This is a genomic window from Acinetobacter sp. Brlt_5 (assembly GCF_051949055.1).
Lineage (GTDB): Bacteria > Pseudomonadota > Gammaproteobacteria > Pseudomonadales > Moraxellaceae > Acinetobacter > Acinetobacter indicus.
In genome coordinates this window covers 56,077-72,519 of the sequence record NZ_JAYJLP010000007.1, presented here as the reverse complement: position 1 = coordinate 72,519, position 16,443 = coordinate 56,077, and the positions used below count along the sequence as shown (strand labels likewise).

Annotated in this window: 18 protein-coding genes; 12 read left to right on the top strand and 6 right to left on the bottom strand. The window is 45.3% G+C overall.

Annotation, left to right across the window (positions count from 1 at the left end):
• The first annotated feature begins 1 nt into the window (after position 1).
• The 8 genes from cyoC to alr all read left to right on the top strand — a co-directional run bounded on the left by cyoC (position 2) and on the right by alr (position 5,992).
• Positions 2-622 (top strand): cytochrome o ubiquinol oxidase subunit III, encoded by a 621-nt coding sequence (gene cyoC, locus VF685_RS06485; protein WP_005178726.1) that lies wholly within the window; start codon positions 2-4, stop codon positions 620-622.
• Positions 619-948 (top strand): cytochrome o ubiquinol oxidase subunit IV, encoded by a 330-nt coding sequence (locus VF685_RS06480; RefSeq protein WP_171065104.1) that lies wholly within the window; start codon positions 619-621, stop codon positions 946-948. The genes cyoC and VF685_RS06480 overlap by 4 nt, the downstream gene beginning before the upstream one ends.
• 10 nt (positions 949-958) lie before the next feature.
• Entirely contained in the window at positions 959-1,837 is an 879-nt protein-coding gene (gene cyoE / locus VF685_RS06475) for a heme o synthase (RefSeq protein ID WP_286385003.1), read from the top strand.
• Between the two features lie 299 nt (positions 1,838-2,136).
• Positions 2,137-2,526 (top strand): 30S ribosomal protein S6, encoded by a 390-nt coding sequence (gene rpsF, locus VF685_RS06470; protein ID WP_005178734.1) that lies wholly within the window; start codon positions 2,137-2,139, stop codon positions 2,524-2,526.
• 11 nt (positions 2,527-2,537) lie between these two features.
• On the top strand, positions 2,538-2,765 hold the full coding sequence (gene rpsR / locus VF685_RS06465) for a 30S ribosomal protein S18 (RefSeq protein ID WP_004719336.1): 228 nt from the start codon (positions 2,538-2,540) through the stop codon (positions 2,763-2,765).
• Between the two features lie 9 nt (positions 2,766-2,774).
• Positions 2,775-3,221: a 50S ribosomal protein L9 gene (rplI, locus tag VF685_RS06460; RefSeq protein WP_005178742.1), complete on the top strand. Its 447-nt coding sequence runs from the start codon at positions 2,775-2,777 to the stop codon at positions 3,219-3,221.
• A gap of 209 nt (positions 3,222-3,430) precedes the next feature.
• The gene (dnaB, locus tag VF685_RS06455; protein ID WP_005178744.1) at positions 3,431-4,876 is read left to right on the top strand and encodes a replicative DNA helicase; all 1,446 of its coding nucleotides are present in this window, start codon (positions 3,431-3,433) and stop codon (positions 4,874-4,876) included.
• Between the two features lie 45 nt (positions 4,877-4,921).
• On the top strand, positions 4,922-5,992 hold the full coding sequence (gene alr, locus VF685_RS06450) for an alanine racemase (RefSeq protein WP_005178746.1): 1,071 nt from the start codon (positions 4,922-4,924) through the stop codon (positions 5,990-5,992).
• Positions 5,993-6,060: 68 nt separating this feature from the next.
• Here alr and VF685_RS06445 read toward each other — a convergent pair whose 3' ends face one another.
• The 5 genes from VF685_RS06445 to VF685_RS06425 form a co-directional block, all read right to left on the bottom strand.
• On the bottom strand, positions 6,061-6,495 hold the full coding sequence (locus VF685_RS06445; RefSeq protein ID WP_127798745.1) for a BLUF domain-containing protein: 435 nt from the start codon (positions 6,493-6,495) through the stop codon (positions 6,061-6,063).
• Positions 6,496-6,591: 96 nt separating this feature from the next.
• Positions 6,592-7,326 (bottom strand): proteasome-type protease, encoded by a 735-nt coding sequence (locus tag VF685_RS06440; protein WP_005178750.1) that lies wholly within the window; start codon positions 7,324-7,326, stop codon positions 6,592-6,594.
• A gap of 30 nt (positions 7,327-7,356) precedes the next feature.
• Entirely contained in the window at positions 7,357-8,136 is a 780-nt protein-coding gene (locus tag VF685_RS06435; protein ID WP_440203592.1) for a transglutaminase family protein, read from the bottom strand.
• Positions 8,133-8,735 carry an alpha-E domain-containing protein gene (locus tag VF685_RS06430; RefSeq protein ID WP_045794921.1) on the bottom strand — a complete coding sequence of 201 codons (603 nt, stop codon included), beginning with the start codon at positions 8,733-8,735 and terminating at the stop codon, positions 8,133-8,135. The genes VF685_RS06435 and VF685_RS06430 overlap by 4 nt, the downstream gene beginning before the upstream one ends.
• A gap of 20 nt (positions 8,736-8,755) precedes the next feature.
• On the bottom strand, positions 8,756-10,306 hold the full coding sequence (locus VF685_RS06425; RefSeq protein ID WP_440203591.1) for a circularly permuted type 2 ATP-grasp protein: 1,551 nt from the start codon (positions 10,304-10,306) through the stop codon (positions 8,756-8,758).
• Between the two features lie 245 nt (positions 10,307-10,551).
• Between VF685_RS06425 and VF685_RS06420 the strand changes: the two genes are divergently transcribed.
• Positions 10,552-11,550 (top strand): helix-turn-helix transcriptional regulator, encoded by a 999-nt coding sequence (locus tag VF685_RS06420; RefSeq protein WP_152342431.1) that lies wholly within the window; start codon positions 10,552-10,554, stop codon positions 11,548-11,550.
• 325 nt (positions 11,551-11,875) lie between these two features.
• Here VF685_RS06420 and mnmG read toward each other — a convergent pair whose 3' ends face one another.
• Positions 11,876-13,756: a tRNA uridine-5-carboxymethylaminomethyl(34) synthesis enzyme MnmG gene (gene mnmG, locus VF685_RS06415; RefSeq protein WP_016659103.1), complete on the bottom strand. Its 1,881-nt coding sequence runs from the start codon at positions 13,754-13,756 to the stop codon at positions 11,876-11,878.
• 261 nt (positions 13,757-14,017) lie between these two features.
• Between mnmG and VF685_RS06410 the strand changes: the two genes are divergently transcribed.
• The 3 genes from VF685_RS06410 (at position 14,018) to VF685_RS06400 (ending at position 16,389) form a co-directional block, all read left to right on the top strand.
• Complete coding sequence (locus tag VF685_RS06410; RefSeq protein WP_045794918.1) at positions 14,018-14,377, top strand: hypothetical protein; 360 nt, start codon at positions 14,018-14,020, stop codon at positions 14,375-14,377.
• Between the two features lie 162 nt (positions 14,378-14,539).
• Complete coding sequence (locus VF685_RS06405) at positions 14,540-15,424, top strand: bile acid:sodium symporter family protein (RefSeq protein ID WP_127798754.1); 885 nt, start codon at positions 14,540-14,542, stop codon at positions 15,422-15,424.
• Between the two features lie 77 nt (positions 15,425-15,501).
• Entirely contained in the window at positions 15,502-16,389 is an 888-nt protein-coding gene (locus tag VF685_RS06400; protein WP_163141761.1) for a bile acid:sodium symporter family protein, read from the top strand.
• The last annotated feature ends 54 nt before the right edge of the window (positions 16,390-16,443 follow it).

Below are 16,443 nucleotides of genomic sequence, written 5' to 3'. Positions count from 1 at the left end.
AATGGCTGAGGTACTTCATCACGACAACCACGGACACGATGAGCATCATCATCACGATGATACTGACATCACTGTCTTTGGTTTCTGGACTTACTTGATGAGTGACTTGATCATTTTCGGTACACTCTTCATTGCATTCGCTGTATTAAGCAGCCACGTTCCAGTTGGTACTCCAAGTGCAAAAGATCTTTTTGGCGAGTCTTTAGGTTTCGTTTTAACTGAAACCTTCGCCCTGCTGATCTCTTCAGTAACCTTTGGTTTTGCAGTTCTGGCTGCATACAAAAAAGATGTTGCTAAAGTTTTAACTTGGTTAGGCATCACATGGATCTTCGGTGCGATCTTTATTGGCATGGAACTATATGAGTTCAATCATTTAGTTCACGCTGGTCATGGCCCAAGCGTTAGTGCGTTCTTATCTGCGTTCTTTACTTTAGTTGGTACGCACGGTATTCACGTTACTTCAGGTCTGGTATGGATGATCGTGTTAATGATTCAAATCAAGAAATATGGTTTGACTCTACCTAACATGCGTCGTCTTGCTTGCCTAAGCTTGTTCTGGCACTTCCTTGACATCGTATGGATCTGTGTATTCAGCGTCGTTTACTTGATGGGAGTTCTATAATGGGTCACGATCACAACGCTGCTGGCGCATCACACGGTAACTTCAAGCAGTACTCTGTTGGTTTTATCCTGTCTGTTATTTTAACCGTTATTCCTTTTGGTATGGTTATGGCAGGTGGTTTTAGCCGCGGTCTGCTGGTCACAGTTATTGCGATTACTGCGGTTGCTCAGGTTCTTGTACAGTTAGTTTACTTCCTGCACATGAACTCGTCTTCAGAACAACGCTGGAACGTGATTGCGTTTATTTATACAATCCTCTGTATCGCTATTCTGTTAGTCGGTTCAGTATGGATTATGAACTACCTTCACTACAACATGATGATCTAAACTGGTTGTCATGCTGAAAAAGTATTTATTCCTGACTAAGCCAGGAATTCTCTTCGGTAACTTCGTTACCACTTTGGGTGGCTACTTTGTAGCCACTCAAGGTTCTGTAGATTTCCTTCTCCTGCTTCTTACCCTTCTGGGCACTACCCTGGTAGTGGCATCTGGATGTGTGGTTAATAACGTAATTGACCAAGACATCGACCAAAAAATGCAACGTACACAAAATCGTGCGATGGTAAAAAAAACCATTTCAGTTCCGGTTGCTTTAGTGTTTGCTTTAGTGCTGGGTGTACTGGGTTTTAGCATTTTATGGTTTGGGGTAAATGCGTACGCTTTCCTTTTTGCCGTGATTGGTTTTGTAGTTTATGTCGGCTTTTATAGCTTATGGACCAAACGCACCACCATTCATCAGACCATTATTGGTAGTATTTCTGGCGCAAGCCCACCGGTTATTGGTTATACTGCGGTTGCAAACCAGTTTGACCTGGCTGCCCTGATTATTTTTCTGGGCTATGCACTGTGGCAAATGCCGCATTCCTGGGCCATTGCCATTTACCGCTTCGATGACTACAAAAATGCAGGTATTCCAATTTTACCTGTGGCGCGTTCTGTGTATCGCACCAAAGTAGAGTCGCTAATTTATGTGATTCTGTTTACAGTGGTCATGAATGGCTTATTTGTATTTGGATATGCCAACTGGTTATATCTGCTGATTTTAAATGCCCTGTGTATTTACTGGCTGTACATTGCCATCCTCGGCTTTAAAGCAGAAAATGATCAGCTGTGGGCAAAACGCTTTTTCCTGTTCTCTGTAATTTTAATTACTGTGATCAGTTTAAGCTTCAGCATTACTGCGCAAGCTCCTGCAAATTCAATCATCCTCTTTTAAAAGATAGAGCCCTCTCTATCTTTTAAGATGGGACTCCCCTTCTAATTCCAGTTTTCTTTTCTTCGATCTCTTTTCCTGCTCATTTATAGATACTTACTTTCTACAGGTAAGTTTATTTCCAAAATTTACCATCTCACTCTTTGGTTGAAATAAGTGATCAAGCTCTTTGTTCAATGGCTTGTATTTCGTTAGCAAAAGCACTAAAATTCACGCTTCGCAATTTTGCGACACAACCCTGGTTGTGACTCCTTGCTTCTGGCTATTTGGTCAGGGGCTGCATAAACCGTAAGGAGCTGACAATGCGTCACTACGAAATCGTACTTTTGGTACACCCAGACCAAAGCGATCAAGTTGTGGGTATGGTAGAACGTTACCTGACTCACATCAAAGAAGCTGAAGGTCAAATTCACCGTTTAGAAGATTGGGGCCGTCGTCAATTGGCTTACCCAATTAACAAAATTCACAAAGCGCACTACATTTTAATGAACGTTGAATGTGGTCAAACGACTCTTGATGAACTTGAAGAATTGTTCCGTTATAACGACGCGATCCTTCGTAGCTTAATCATCCGTCGTGAAAACGCTATCACTGAAGAGTCTTTACTGGCTAAGAGTGCTGAAGAAAAACGTGCGCGTAAAGCTCAACGTGAAGAAGCACAACAAGTTAACCAAGACTCTGCTGAAGCATAAGGAGAACATCAATGGCACGTTTTTACCGTCGTCGCAAGTTCTGCCGCTTTACAGCTGAGAACGTTACGTACATCGACTACAAAGATATCGATACTTTAAAACAGTACATCACTGAAAACGGCAAGATCGTTCCTAGCCGTATTACAGGTACTAAAGCTCGTTACCAACGTCAATTAGCGCTTGCGATCAAACAAGCTCGCTACTTAGCGTTGATCCCTTACACTGACAATCATAAGTGAGGTTGAGCTGTGGATATTATCTTATTACAACGCATTAAAAACCTTGGTAAATTAGGCGATAAAGTATCAGTTAAAGCTGGTTACGGCCGTAATTTCCTTATCCCTCAAGGTAAAGCAGTTGCTGCGACTGAAGCAAACACTGCTGCTTTTGAAGCTCGTCGTGCTGAACTTGAGAAGCAAGAAGCTGAAGTATTGGCTGCTGCTCAAGCACGTGCTGACCAACTGAACGAAGTAAATATCGTAATCACTGCGAAAGCGGGTGACGAAGGTAAATTATTCGGTTCAATCGGTACTCGTGACATCGCTGACGCGTTAACGAACGCTGGTTTAGAAGTAGACCGTTCAGAAGTTCGTTTACCAAACGGTGCGCTTCGTCACACTGGTGAATTCAACATCGCAATCCAATTGCACCATGATGTTGTTGCTGAAGTTCTCGTTACTATCGTATCTGAGTAATTTCTCGCAAGAAAAAAGGGCATGCCTTGGCATGCTCTTTTTTTATTTCTGTAAAAATCTCCTCACCTTTTTGTAAGCTATCCGTTCTTAAAATCTGCTCGCTTTTTTTGCCAGAGCGCGTATGATTTGTGGTTACACCGTTTATTGAATTCATGCTATAAGACCACCGGTTTTATTTGGTATTCATCGTATTAAAATCAGGGAATTATATGTCACAGGCGCTGGCCAACACCAAACCAACTCCAGTCAAAACAGAGAGTTCCAGCAACGATTCCGGTGCACTCAAAGAGTTTCGCACCCCGCCGCATAACCTGGCCATTGAGCAGGCCGTTCTGGCTGCCCTCATGACCGTGGCCGAATCACTGGAACAGGTCGGAGATGTATTACAGGAATCCGATTTCTACGCCACGCGACACAAATATATTTACCGTGCCATTGATACCCTGGCCAAAGAAAATTCCCCTTATGATGCCGTTCTGGTTAACGACTGGCTGATTAAGCACAATCTGCTTGATGCCATTGGTGGTGAAGAATATCTCATGCAGCTGATGGCCGATTCACCATCGAGTTTCTATAACCTGGAAACTTATGCGGCTAAAATTAAAGAGTTTTCGACCTTAAGAAACATGATTAAAGTCAGCTCGGAAATTCTGCAAAATGCCTATGACACCAAAGGCCGCACTGTCAGTGAAATTCTAGACCTCGCTGAAACCAATATTTTCCAGATTGCCGAGCAGCACAATAACAACAAGAAAAATGCCGGTCCGAAAGCCATTAATACCGTCGTGGCCGATGTCTTCGACAAGTTAAATGAACTGTCGCAAATGGATGGCAATATTACCGGTCTGACCACCGGCTTTGTCGAGCTGGACAATAAAACTTCGGGGATGCAAGCTGGCGACCTGATTATTGTGGCTGCGCGTCCGTCAATGGGTAAAACCACCTTTGCCATGAACCTGGTTGAAAGTGTACTGTTCAATAACGACCTGCCGGCGCTGGTTTACTCCATGGAAATGCCAGCCGATTCAATTGCCATGCGTCTGATTTCCTCGTATGGCAAAGTGCATCAGGGGAATTTACGTTCCGGCAAACTCAGCGGCGATGAATGGTCCAAAGTCACCGGCACCATTTTACAGCTACAAGAAAAGCATTTATATATTGATGACTCATCAGCACTGCCTCCAACCGAAGTACGTTCGCGTGCACGCCGAATTGCCAAACAGCACGGCGGCAAACTCGGCTGTATCATGGTCGACTATTTGCAGCTGATGAAAGTACCGGGCATGGGCGATAACCGTGTCGGCGAGATTTCAGAAATTTCGCGTAGCTTGAAAGCCCTGGCCAAAGAAATGCAATGTCCGGTCATTGCCCTCTCTCAGCTCAACCGCTCGCTGGAAAACCGTCCCAACAAACGCCCGGTAATGTCCGACTTACGTGAATCGGGTGCGATTGAGCAGGATGCCGACTTGATCATGTTCATTTACCGTGATGAGGTCTATAACAAGGAATCTAAAGAAGCCGGTACTGCCGAAATTATTATTGGTAAACAGCGTAACGGCCCGATTGGCACCGTGCGTCTGGCGTTTGAAGGCCAATACACCCGCTTTAGTAACCTTTCCCCTGAGTTTTATGCTCAGTACGATGATGATGAATAATTCAGCCATCATTGCCTTTTCATGACCCTGTAGGAGTAAATAAGGGTGCGCCAAGCTACAGTTTATATTGATCGCGCTGCGCTTCAATATAATTTAAACCGTGTCAGACAACTTGCCCCGACTGCCAAAATTGTCAGTATGGTCAAAGCCAATGCTTATGGACATGGCGTTAAAGACTGCTTAGCAGCCTTACAAAACAGCGATGCCTTTGGTGTCGCCTGTTTACAAGAAGCACTAGAAATTCGTGAACTGGGGTTCCAGCAACCCATCACCTTGATTGAAGGCGTGTTCACTGAAGATGAAATGCCAATTGTCATTGAACAGAATATCGAGATTGTGGTGCATCAGCCTGAACAGGTTACATGGCTCATTGCGCACAAAGATGCCTATATCTCTAAAAATCTGAAAGTCTGGGTTAAGCTCAACAGCGGCATGAACCGTCTGGGCTTTAAACTTGAGGTGATTAAAGAGGTCATTCAGCAATTAAAATCGGCCGGCTTTACCTGTGTTCTGGCGATGCACTTTGCCAATGCAGATGCTGATCATCCACTGAATGATGAACAGATCCGTCAGTTTCTGGAAGTAAAAAACGACTGCGCACCGATTTTAGCTTCGTGCTGTAATTCTGCTGCTATTTATAAATATCCGGAACTGCATTTTGATTTTGTCCGTCCCGGCATCATGCTTTATGGCGCAACTCCGTTTGCAGACCGAGATATTTATGCACTAGATTTAAAACCGGTGATGACCTTTAGCGCAGAAATTATTGCCTTAAATGAGATTCAGGCCGGTGAACAGGTTGGTTATGGCTCGACCTTTACTGCCGATAAAGCTATGCAACTGGCTATTGTGTCCATTGGCTACGGTGATGGTTATCCACGTGCCTTCTTTGCGCAGAATTTTGTCGCCATTAAAGGCCAAAAAGCAGCTGTAGTCGGTCGTGTTGCCATGGATATGATTGCTATTGATGTAACTGGATTGGATGTTCAGTTAGGCACGGAAGTCGAGCTTTGGGGCAAGCAACGATTAGTGGATGATGTCGCAGCGGCCAATGGCACCATTGGTTATGAGCTGTTGTGCCGCTTAACCCAGCGTCCGGACCGTAAAGTTATTTAATCTTTTCAATAAAAGAGAATCTCAATGGAGGTTCTTTTTTTATTCTTTTTATAACGCAGGCAGCAGATTTAAGCCACCTCATCTACCACCGAATGATTTAGCGCCTTATATAGCACCTGAAGCAATCCATCAACCTGTGTGGCATTTAATTGATGCGGTAAAAATTGCGCATGACCGAGTTGCTGAAAATAGGCTTTGATCTCGCTATTACGCATCACATATTTCATAGCCCAATCCTGAAAACGCTGCTGGACAACATGATTCTCGGTAAAAATCTGGATATTCTGATGACGCGGATCACCAACAATCCCGGCAAAAATTTCCTGAACGGCCTGTTCATCACCTTGCAGACATTGAAAAAAATAACCCTCTGCATAGCACAGCACACCCGATACCTGATGCTGGGTATTTGCATTGCGCGCTTCGATCAGAATATTGCGTAAATCTTGCAGTAAATTTTCAGCCGTCGAGGTACTCTGGCTGGCATAGCAAAGCTGAAACATATTCAAGTCCTCATCATGATCTGTACGAATATTTTTTGATTTTCTTAAGGATTTATCATTCAAGGAAAACTTGATTAAAATAAAGGGACTGAGCTTTTAAGTCAAATAATCTTCGGTTGGCACCGGCAATTCCTGCAACCCGCGTCTTAAGGTATCGGACCACTGCTTGCTAATATATTCAAAGTACGGGTCTTCTTCGCAAATACGTTTGCCCAAAGGAATATGCAGGCTGTCTTTATGATAAACCATACAGTCCAGCGGCATACCCACGGACACATTGGAACGTAAAGTGGAATCAAAAGAAATCAGGCCGCAGCGTAAGGCATCTTCCAGCGACATATCATAGCGTAAGGCCCGGTCAAGAATTGGTTTGCCATATTTACTTTCCCCAATCTGGAAAAATGGGGTATCGCGCGTGGCGCAAATAAAATTGCCTTGTGGATAGATATGATACAGCTGCATCGGCTCGCCTTTGATCTGTCCACCCACCAGCAAATTGCAATAATAATTATGCTGCTCGTCTTTATCGTCAGTGACATCCTGAATGACTTTTTTCAGCAAACAACCCACCAATTCTGCCACTTCAAACATGGTTTTGACACTGTATAAATGCGGTTCCTGGTTTAAAGTCAGATGATTTTTTAAATGCCCGATGACTGCCTGCGTGGTCGCCAGGTTGCCCGAGGTCTGAATGGTAATCAGGCGCTCACCTTCCACGCCAAAGGTATACAGCTTGCGAAATACCGAAATGTGATCGACCCCGGCATTGGTACGCGAATCACTAATAAACACCAGACCATCTTTTAAACGCAGCGCACAGCAATACGTCATAGCATTATCCTTTTAATTGTCATCCATTACTTAGCAGGCCAGAACCTGCACCATGGTCTGCATATACTCGATGCCGCCTTTTTCTCTTACGCCACGGACCGGTGCCACATCCCAATAATCCCGCCCGACGGCCAGATAGACATGCGAGTCTGGCTGAAAGGCCAGATTGCTGACATCAAAACAGTACCAGTGCTGTTCTAAAAATACCTCTACCCAGGCATGGCTGGCAAGATGTGAACTGTTGCTGCTATATAAATAACCCGAAACATAACGCGCCGGTACGCCCAAAGATTTACACATGGCAATTAGTACATGGGCATGATCCTGACAGACGCCCTGTTTGGCCTGAAAGGCTTCAATGGCGGTGGTCTGCACCGAAGTTTGGGCCGGACGGTATGGCATATGGCTTAAAATCGCTTCTGACAAACGGATCAGGTTGTCACGATTCACCTGCAACACATACTGCCGTGCAAAACACTGCATTTCAGGGCTGCACAGCGTGCTGGCTGTTGGTTGTAAAAATAGATAGGGATTCAGCTGATCTTGCAGGCCCCATCGCATCTGCGGACGCAACTCGACAATGCCCTGCGCCATAATACTCAGACTTTGATAGCTAAAGCGCTGGGTGCTGGTCATCCAGATATTCTGAAAAGCATCCTGTTTAATCTCGGATTCCCCTGGCACACTAATCGCCCAATGATGAACCTGTTGATGGGCATTGTTCGGCGGGGTCATTTTAATATATTGAATACTGTTACAGGCCGGTGCCGAATAATGATAATGGGTCTGGTGATTAATCATGAGCCTCATGCATCGGCCTCGAACAGTTGCTGGATATGGTCACTAAACTGGTAAAAATGCATGCTGTCGGGCTGCTGCTTCAGCTTCATCCAGATTTCGGATAAAGAATCCCAGCCGGCTTGGGTCAATAATCCCACCACCACTTCAATATAATAGACCGTGCCCTGAATATCCTGCTTTAAGCGCAATTGCCGGTCCAGTTGCTCGAGATGCTGGCCCAATTTAAAGAACAGAAAAATATCAGATGCTTCAGCTTCTAAGACTTCATGACAATCTCCGACCACATCACAGATATAGGCCGGATTTTCTTTGGCATTTTTAATGTACTGGTTTAATTCGGCATAGGCATGTGCCGACAAGACCCCGCGTAAATCCTGAATATTATCTTTGGCATACTGAAACTGCTGATGAAAAGAGGCGGGCTGTTCCGGATTTAGAATCAGCTCATTTAAAGATGCCGCATCAAAGGCTGGCAAACAGAAGGCGTGTGCATACTGCAAGGCATCATCATTATATTTAAATGGAAACTGACTGCATAAATACTGGATGCGGGTCAAATAACGACCCAACCAGAAAATCTGCTGTGCATTACGACTCAGTAAAATCACATGATTCTCCTTGGGAGTTGTTATGAATGTAAGGGATCAACCACCCAGGTATCTTTAATGCCACCACCTTGAGATGAATTGACCACCAGCGAACCGGCCTGCATGGCTACACGGGTTAAACCACCGGGAACAATTTCAGTGCGATAAGGCGAGCTGAGCACAAAAGGACGTAAATCAATATGCCGTTCGGCAATGCCCTGTTCGGTTAAGGTCGGACTCACCGACAGATTCAGGGTCGGCTGGGCAATGTAGGCTTGCGGTGCGGCCAGAATTTTCATTTTAAACTCGGCCAGTTGCTCCTCGGAGGCTTGAGGACCAATCAGCATGCCATATCCGCCTGAACCTTGTGCTTCTTTCACCACCAACTGTTCCAGATGTTCCAGCACATAGGCCAGATCATCTGCTTCGCGGCATTGATAGGTCGGGACATTATTTAAGATTGGTTGTTCACCCAAATAGAAATGAATCATTTTATCGACATAAGGATAAATGGATTTGTCATCGGCCACCCCGGTTCCCGGCGCATTGGCGATGACGACGTGATGCTGTAAATAGGCCGACATCAGGCCCGGTACACCCAAGGTGCTGTCCGGTCTGAAACAGAGCGGGTCTAAAAATGCATCATCTACCCTGCGATAAATTACATCAACCTGCTGTTTGCCCCGCACCGTTTTCACATAAACCTTGTCATTTAATACAAACAGGTCACTCGATGTTACCAAAGGTACACCCATCTCACGGGCTAAAAATGTATGTTCATAATAGGCACTGTTATAGCGCCCCGGGGTCAGCACCACAATAAAAGGCTGATCGACATAGGCATTTTCGGCCAGAATTTCTTTTAAAAGCTGCGGATAATGCTCGATGCCCTGAATATTATTCTGCTGATACAGCTGGGGAATCAGTTTCTGGCTAATCTTACGGCTTTCCAGCATATAAGACACACCCGATGGCGTTCTTAAATTGTCTTCCAGCACAAAAAATTCACCGTGCTGATCACGAATAATGTCAATGCCACTAATCTGACTATAGACCTTACCCTTCATACCATGACCAAGCATATGTGGCTGATAGGCTTCGTGGGTCAGCACCTGCAGTTCCGGTACGATACCGGCTTTTAGAATATCCTGTTGATGATAAATATCATGTAAAAACAGATTTAGCGCCCGGGTACGCTGGGCACAGCCCAAGGCCACTGTATTCCATTGCTGCCGGGCCATAACCCGCGGAATAATATCAAAAGGAATGGTGCGCTCGGTGCCTTCCTGATCGCCATACACGGTAAAGGTAATTCCCTGATACAGAAAATGGGCTTTGGCGGCATCATTCAGTGCTGTCAGTTCTTCTAAACTGTGCTGGGTCAGCCATTGTTCGATTTTCTGCGCGGCACTATCGGCAAGGCTCTGTTCGCCCGACAATTCATTAAAAAATTCAGATTTCAATTGTTCGAATAATACAGATGATTTTTGCTGCGGCAGCGAAATATCGGTCACCGAGACCTGCACCCGCTCTAAAAGATGGTCTGATGTTATTGTATCTATTGAATTTGTATCTTGATTTTCTTTCAGCATACAAACCTCATCATTGTTATCCTTTCCAATTTCATATAAGCAATTCCAGTGCCAATAATTGTGACTTAGCATTCACTCTTTCTTTATCGCCGATCTGTACAGATAAAACAAATCTTATTTTGCTTCATCTTGTATCAATTTATCGCCAGACCTCGTGCCTGCCACTTGCCAAAAAGCATGACATTTCTTATTGTGTGGACTATAGCCATGTACTCTCCAATATTTATCTCAGCGCTGATTCCAATATGTCGACACAAGAAAAAGAAACGTCCAATAGCCTCTATCGCCAGTGGCAAATCCTGTCCCGCCTTTCTACCGGAAAATGGATGGGCACCCGTGAATTACAGGAAATTCTGCAACGTGAAGGCATTGATATCAGCCTACGTACCATCCAGCGTGATTTAAACCAGATTTCGCAGCGCTTCCCGATTGAAAATAACGGCACCGTCCCGCAAGGCTGGCGCTGGCGCTCCGATGCACCGCTACAAAGCCTGCCGCACATGACCAGCTCGCAGGCAGTTACCTTTATGATGGTGGAAGAACATCTCAAGCATCTGTTACCGCCTAGCCTGATTGAGGAAATGACCCCGTGGTTTGATCTGGCACGGCGCAGCCTGTCGACCCAGAACAATGTCCGTCAGTGGATTAACCGGGTGCGGATTGTGCCGGCCATTCAGCCGCTGATTCCGCCGGTAGTCGATAAAAGCGCACAACAGGCTATTTATGAAGGTCTGCTACAGGACAAACAGCTGGAATGCGTTTACCATCCACGTACCACGGCTTCGGAAGAGAAAACCTATATTCTGAATCCGCTGGCACTGGTACAAAAAGGTGCAGTGATTTATCTGATTTGCACCCGACACGACAAAACCGATATTCAGACCTTTGCCCTGCATCGCTTTAAATCGGCGGAGGTATTAAATTCCCGCGCCCTGCATCCGGTTAATTTTGATATTGATGCCTATATTGAATCCGGCGCGCTGGGCTTTAGAGTCGATTACAGCAAGCCGACTGAAAATATCGAGTTGAAACTGACCATGTCAGAAGTCGATGCGCATTATTTTGAAGAAACCCGTTTAAGCAAAGACCAGCAGATTATCCAGCTGGACAATGGCTTGTATCAGGTCATTTCCAATGTACCATTTACCTCGCAACTGGTGTGGTGGCTGCGCAGTTTTGGCAAAAAACTGGTACAGATTGAACCGGCAGAAGTGTCTGACGCTGTGCATCAAGTCAATGAATAAAAAAGGTCCCAAGTCCGGGACCTAACATTTGCTTATCATTTTTTCAATTTTTTTGTTATCGCTGCTGATTTTTAGGGAAGTTGAACAGGATGCTATTGCTGTTAGCATGCCAGTTCAGCCGTATTATAACGAATGGTTTTTAAGGTCATCGTGTACTCCTCTCTGTTTGGATAAGATCACTGTAACGGCTCCAATATCATCTGTGAAATCATAAGATCTGCAGCTTAAATCTGTTTTTTTCTTAAACTCAATTTCCACTTTATTTATTCAGCACATAAAAAAGCCCGCGATCTCAACCGCGGGCTTTTTCACAAATTAGGATCTTTTAAGCAGATTTACGGGCTTGGGCATTTTTACGAATGGTGATCATCACCAATTGAACTGCCGCAGGAGTCACGCCTGGAATACGACTGGCCTGTGCCAGAGTTTCCGGCAATACCTGTTTCAGCTTCATGGTGATTTCACGCGACAGACCAGATACGCCGTCATAATCAAAATCAGCCGGGATTTTGGTTTCTTCCAGACGTTTCATCTGCGCTACATCTTCATGCTGACGGTTGATATACCCTTCGTATTTCACCGCAATTTCAATCTGGTCACCGACTTGCTGCGATACTTCTGAACCAGTCAGTTCGGCAATTTGCGCAAAAGTGATATTTGGACGTTTCAGCAGGTCAATTGCAGAACACTCTTTAGAAAGGTCTGCACCCGTCATTTCAACGAATTTTTTACCCATCGGGTTATTTGGCGCAGCCCACAAGTGCTGTAAACGGCCTTTCTCACGCTCAACTGCATCCATTTTTTCACAGTAAGCATTCCAGCGTGCATCATCCACCAGACCCAGTTCACGGCCAATCGCGGTTAAACGCTGATCTGCGTTATCTTCACGCAGCATTAAACGGTATTCGGCACGTGAGGTGAACATCCGGTACGGTTCTTTGGTTCCCAAGGTAATCAGGTCGTCAACCAGTACGCCCATATACGCTTCATCACGTTTTGGCGTCCACTGTTCCTGATCCCAGGCACGGCGTGCAGCGTTCAAACCTGCAAGCAGACCTTGCGCACCGGCTTCTTCATAACCAGTAGTCCCGTTGATTTGACCGGCAAAGTACAGGTTATTGATCGCTTTGGTTTCCAAAGTGAATTTCAATGCTTGCGGGTTGAAATAATCGTATTCAATCGCATAACCCGGACGCAGAATATGGGCATTTTCCATACCACGGATTGAGCGTACCAATTCAAACTGCACATCAAAAGGCAGTGAAGTTGAAATACCGTTTGGATACAGCTCGTGGGTATCTAAGCCTTCAGGCTCCAAGAACACTTGGTGCGAATCTTTGTCGGCAAAACGGTGAATTTTATCTTCAATCGAAGGACAGTAACGTGGACCTACCCCTTCAATCACGCCGGTATACATTGGCGAACGATCCAAACCACCACGAATAATGTCATGGGTTTTTTCATTGGTATGGGTGATATAACAGTTAACCTGTTCAGGATGCATCGACGCATCGCCCATAAATGACATCACTGGAGACGGGAAATCACCCGGCTGCGGCGTCATCACCGAAAAATCAACTGAACGTGCATCAATACGCGGTGGAGTCCCGGTTTTTAAACGGCCCACCGGCAGCTGCAATTCACGTAAACGGTGTGCCAGAGAAATAGAGGGTGGATCACCGGCACGACCACCGCTGGATTTTTCCAGACCGACGTGAATCACACCACCCAGGAAGGTCCCGGCAGTCAATACTACCGTTTTGGCATCAAAGCGAATGCCCATTTGGGTGACCACACCTTTAACGGTATCGCCTTCTACAATCAGGTCATCCGCCGCTTGCTGGAAAATATCCAAATTGGCCTGGTTTTCCAAAGTCTCACGAATGGCAGCTTTATAGCGAACCCGGTCAGCCTGTGCACGTGTTGCACGCACTGCTGCACCTTTACGCGAGTTTAAAATACGGAACTGGATACCGCCTTTATCAGCAGCCAGCGCCATTGCACCGCCCAAGGCATCAATTTCACGCACCAGATGCGATTTACCAATACCACCAATGGCCGGGTTACAGCTCATCTGCCCCAAAGTCTCAATGTTATGAGTTAAGAGCAAGGTTTGTCGGCCCATACGCGCCGCAGCCAAAGCCGCTTCCGTACCCGCGTGACCGCCGCCGATAACAATGACATCGTAAACTTTAGGATAATGCATAGTGGTAAATTGAGAGATAAAAAGAAATGACAGAATATTATAGCAAAAGCCGGCGTATAAGTTGACAGATTAAGTCAATTTTATTTGGATTTTCTCGTGGTTTTTCACCTGATTGATCGCCTGGCAATGTAAATGAACGTTGCAGATATACCGCAAATAAAAACATTTCATATTAAAAATTAACCAGATATAGGTTGTTTTATTTTGATTATTTTTTATCCTAAATCATGTACTCATTACAAACAAGCACAGGTACGAATTATGAATAAGAAGATACTCCTCTCATCCATCCTCTGCGGTTTATGTTTATCTCCATTTGCAGCTGTACAGGCAAATGACAAAGTTGAAAAAGTGTACGATTCACAGCGCTATCAGAATGTCTGTAAAGGCAAATCTCAAGGTGCTGCTGTCAGCTTTGCCTATCGTGGCATTATCTGGAACGGTACCTGCCAGCCACAGTTCTTCCCGGCAGACAGAAAACTCGATATTCAGGGTGATGAAGCTGCACTGTATACCACCTGTGGCCAAGACATGAATGCAACCACGGCAACCATTTCCGGTGCAGAAGTTCGTGGTAAATGTGCCCTTGGATTTACCCCGCCGCGTCCTGCTCAAATGTAAACTCCAACCCGATTCACATCTAGCCAAAATATGTGAACTCAATCAAGAAAACAGCCATTTATTACCAAGTAAATGGCTGTTTTTATTATTTTTATGGTTGATTTAAAACTCAACTCAATTACACTGAAACTGGGGAAAATAAGAATTAAATAGGATGATGCCATGCAAAGCGGCATTTTTACCTTCTTTCTACCGCTAACCTTGGCGGTATTAATGATGGGTTTGGGCTTGCTACTCAGCCCTAAAGATTTTATTCGGGTCAATCAGCAACCGAAAGTCATTTTTATTGCCTTGTTTACCCGGCAGGTCTTGCTGGTTGGACTGGCATTTATTCTCTGCCTGTTTTTAGAACTGCCTCCTTTGCTGGCAGTGGGGTTAATGCTGCTGTCGGCCACCCCTAGCGGCTCTACCTCTGCCCTGTTCAGCTATGTCTATAAAGGCGATGTGGCTTTAAATATTGTTGTGGTCGCCATCAATTCGGTGATGGCCATTTTAACCCTGCCTTTTGTGATTAGTATTGCCATGCGCTATTTCATGGCCGATCAGACCGAAATCAGCATGCCGATTGAGCGGATTGCCTATACCTTCCTGCTAATTTTAGTACCAGTCTGTTTAGGGATGGCCATTCGCTCCTCTTTTCCAGAGCTGGCCAAACGGCTGAGTAAACCAATTCGACGCATGTCGGTATATTTTATTTTTGCCCTGTTCTTTTTCGCGCTCTTTCAGGAGCGCTATCAGCTGGCGCAGTATATGGAACAGGTTGGACTGGCCACCGCCCTGTATGCTTTTGTCAGTCTGGTGGCTGGTTATGTGCTGCCACAGCTGATGGACATTCCCGAACAGCAGGCACGCTCCTGCGGTTTCTTTATGAGTATTCATAACACCGCGCTGTCTTTAACCTTGGCACTGTCGGTACTACAAAGCACCCAGATTGCCATTCCTGCCGCCATTTACACCATCTTCATGTATATGTTTGCCTTGATCTTTGGACATTTACTGGCTAGACGAATGCCGTTAAATTCGGTAAAACAGAAAGTCATAGAGTAATTTGAATAAACAGTAAAAGATATTTTGCATGAAGCAACTGTCTTTTCACACAAGGATAAATTTGACAGGAAGGTCATATGGATTCAGGCATTATTACCATTATGCTGCCCTTGGCGCTGGCCATTATTATGGTTGGGCTGGGGCTGGAACTCACGCCCAAAGATTTCGCACGCGTTACCAAACACCCCAAAGCAGTCCTGGTCGCACTATTTTGCCAGCTGGTATTGCTGGTCGGGATTGCCTTTTTATTATGTAAAATTCTGGTGCTGCCGCCATTACTGGCCGTCGGCATGATGCTACTGGCTGCTTCGCCGGGTGGCAGTACCGCCAACCTGTTCAGTTATTTATTTAAGGGTGATCTAGCGCTCAACATTACTTTAACTGCAATTAACTCGGTGATTGCAGCACTGACCTTACCCATTATCGTTAATTTCGCAATTGCCCACTTTTTACAGGCTGACCAAAGCATTGGCCTGCAATTCAGTAAAATCTTGCAGGTATTCGGGATTATTATTGTGCCGGTGATTATTGGTATGCTAATTCGTCATTATGCCCCGCGACTGACCGAGAAACTGAATAAACCGTTACGGATTTTTGCAGTGATCTTTCTGATTTTAATTATCATCGGGGCCATTGTGCAGGAGCGACACAATATCCTGAATTATATTGGTGATATTGGCCTGGCTACCGCACTGTTCTGTATTTCCAGTCTGGTGATTGGTTACTTCGTCCCACGCCTGTTTGGGATTAATAGCGCCCAGGCCCGTGCCAGTGCCTTTGAAATTGGGATTCATAACAGCACGCTTGCCATGACCATTGCCTTAACCGTTATGGCCAGTTCAACCGTGGCCATGCCGGCGGCAGTCTATTCTATTTTCATGTATATCTTCGCCGCCATCTTCGGCATGTTATTAAACCGCTTTGTGCCGATTGCCGAACCCAAGCCTGTGGTGGCAAACAGTTAAGCACTTTTTTCACCCAAGGATGTCGCGCTGGCATCCTTTTTATTTTGTACATTG

Excerpts from the sequence above, each read along its gene's own strand:
- cyoC (WP_005178726.1), top strand. The coding sequence starts at position 2 with ATGGCTGAGGTACTTCATCACGACAACCACGGACACGATGAGCATCAT.
- cyoE (WP_286385003.1), top strand. The coding sequence starts at position 959 with ATGCTGAAAAAGTATTTATTCCTGACTAAGCCAGGAATTCTCTTCGGT.
- rpsF (WP_005178734.1), top strand. The coding sequence starts at position 2,137 with ATGCGTCACTACGAAATCGTACTTTTGGTACACCCAGACCAAAGCGAT.
- rpsR (WP_004719336.1), top strand. The coding sequence starts at position 2,538 with ATGGCACGTTTTTACCGTCGTCGCAAGTTCTGCCGCTTTACAGCTGAG.
- dnaB (WP_005178744.1), top strand. The coding sequence starts at position 3,431 with ATGTCACAGGCGCTGGCCAACACCAAACCAACTCCAGTCAAAACAGAG.
- VF685_RS06445 (WP_127798745.1), bottom strand. The coding sequence starts at position 6,495 with ATGTTTCAGCTTTGCTATGCCAGCCAGAGTACCTCGACGGCTGAAAAT.
- VF685_RS06440 (WP_005178750.1), bottom strand. The coding sequence starts at position 7,326 with ATGACGTATTGCTGTGCGCTGCGTTTAAAAGATGGTCTGGTGTTTATT.
- VF685_RS06435 (WP_440203592.1), bottom strand. The coding sequence starts at position 8,136 with ATGAGGCTCATGATTAATCACCAGACCCATTATCATTATTCGGCACCG.
- VF685_RS06425 (WP_440203591.1), bottom strand. The coding sequence starts at position 10,306 with ATGCTGAAAGAAAATCAAGATACAAATTCAATAGATACAATAACATCA.
- VF685_RS06420 (WP_152342431.1), top strand. The coding sequence starts at position 10,552 with ATGTCGACACAAGAAAAAGAAACGTCCAATAGCCTCTATCGCCAGTGG.
- mnmG (WP_016659103.1), bottom strand. The coding sequence starts at position 13,756 with ATGCATTATCCTAAAGTTTACGATGTCATTGTTATCGGCGGCGGTCAC.
- VF685_RS06410 (WP_045794918.1), top strand. The coding sequence starts at position 14,018 with ATGAATAAGAAGATACTCCTCTCATCCATCCTCTGCGGTTTATGTTTA.
- VF685_RS06405 (WP_127798754.1), top strand. The coding sequence starts at position 14,540 with ATGCAAAGCGGCATTTTTACCTTCTTTCTACCGCTAACCTTGGCGGTA.
- VF685_RS06400 (WP_163141761.1), top strand. The coding sequence starts at position 15,502 with ATGGATTCAGGCATTATTACCATTATGCTGCCCTTGGCGCTGGCCATT.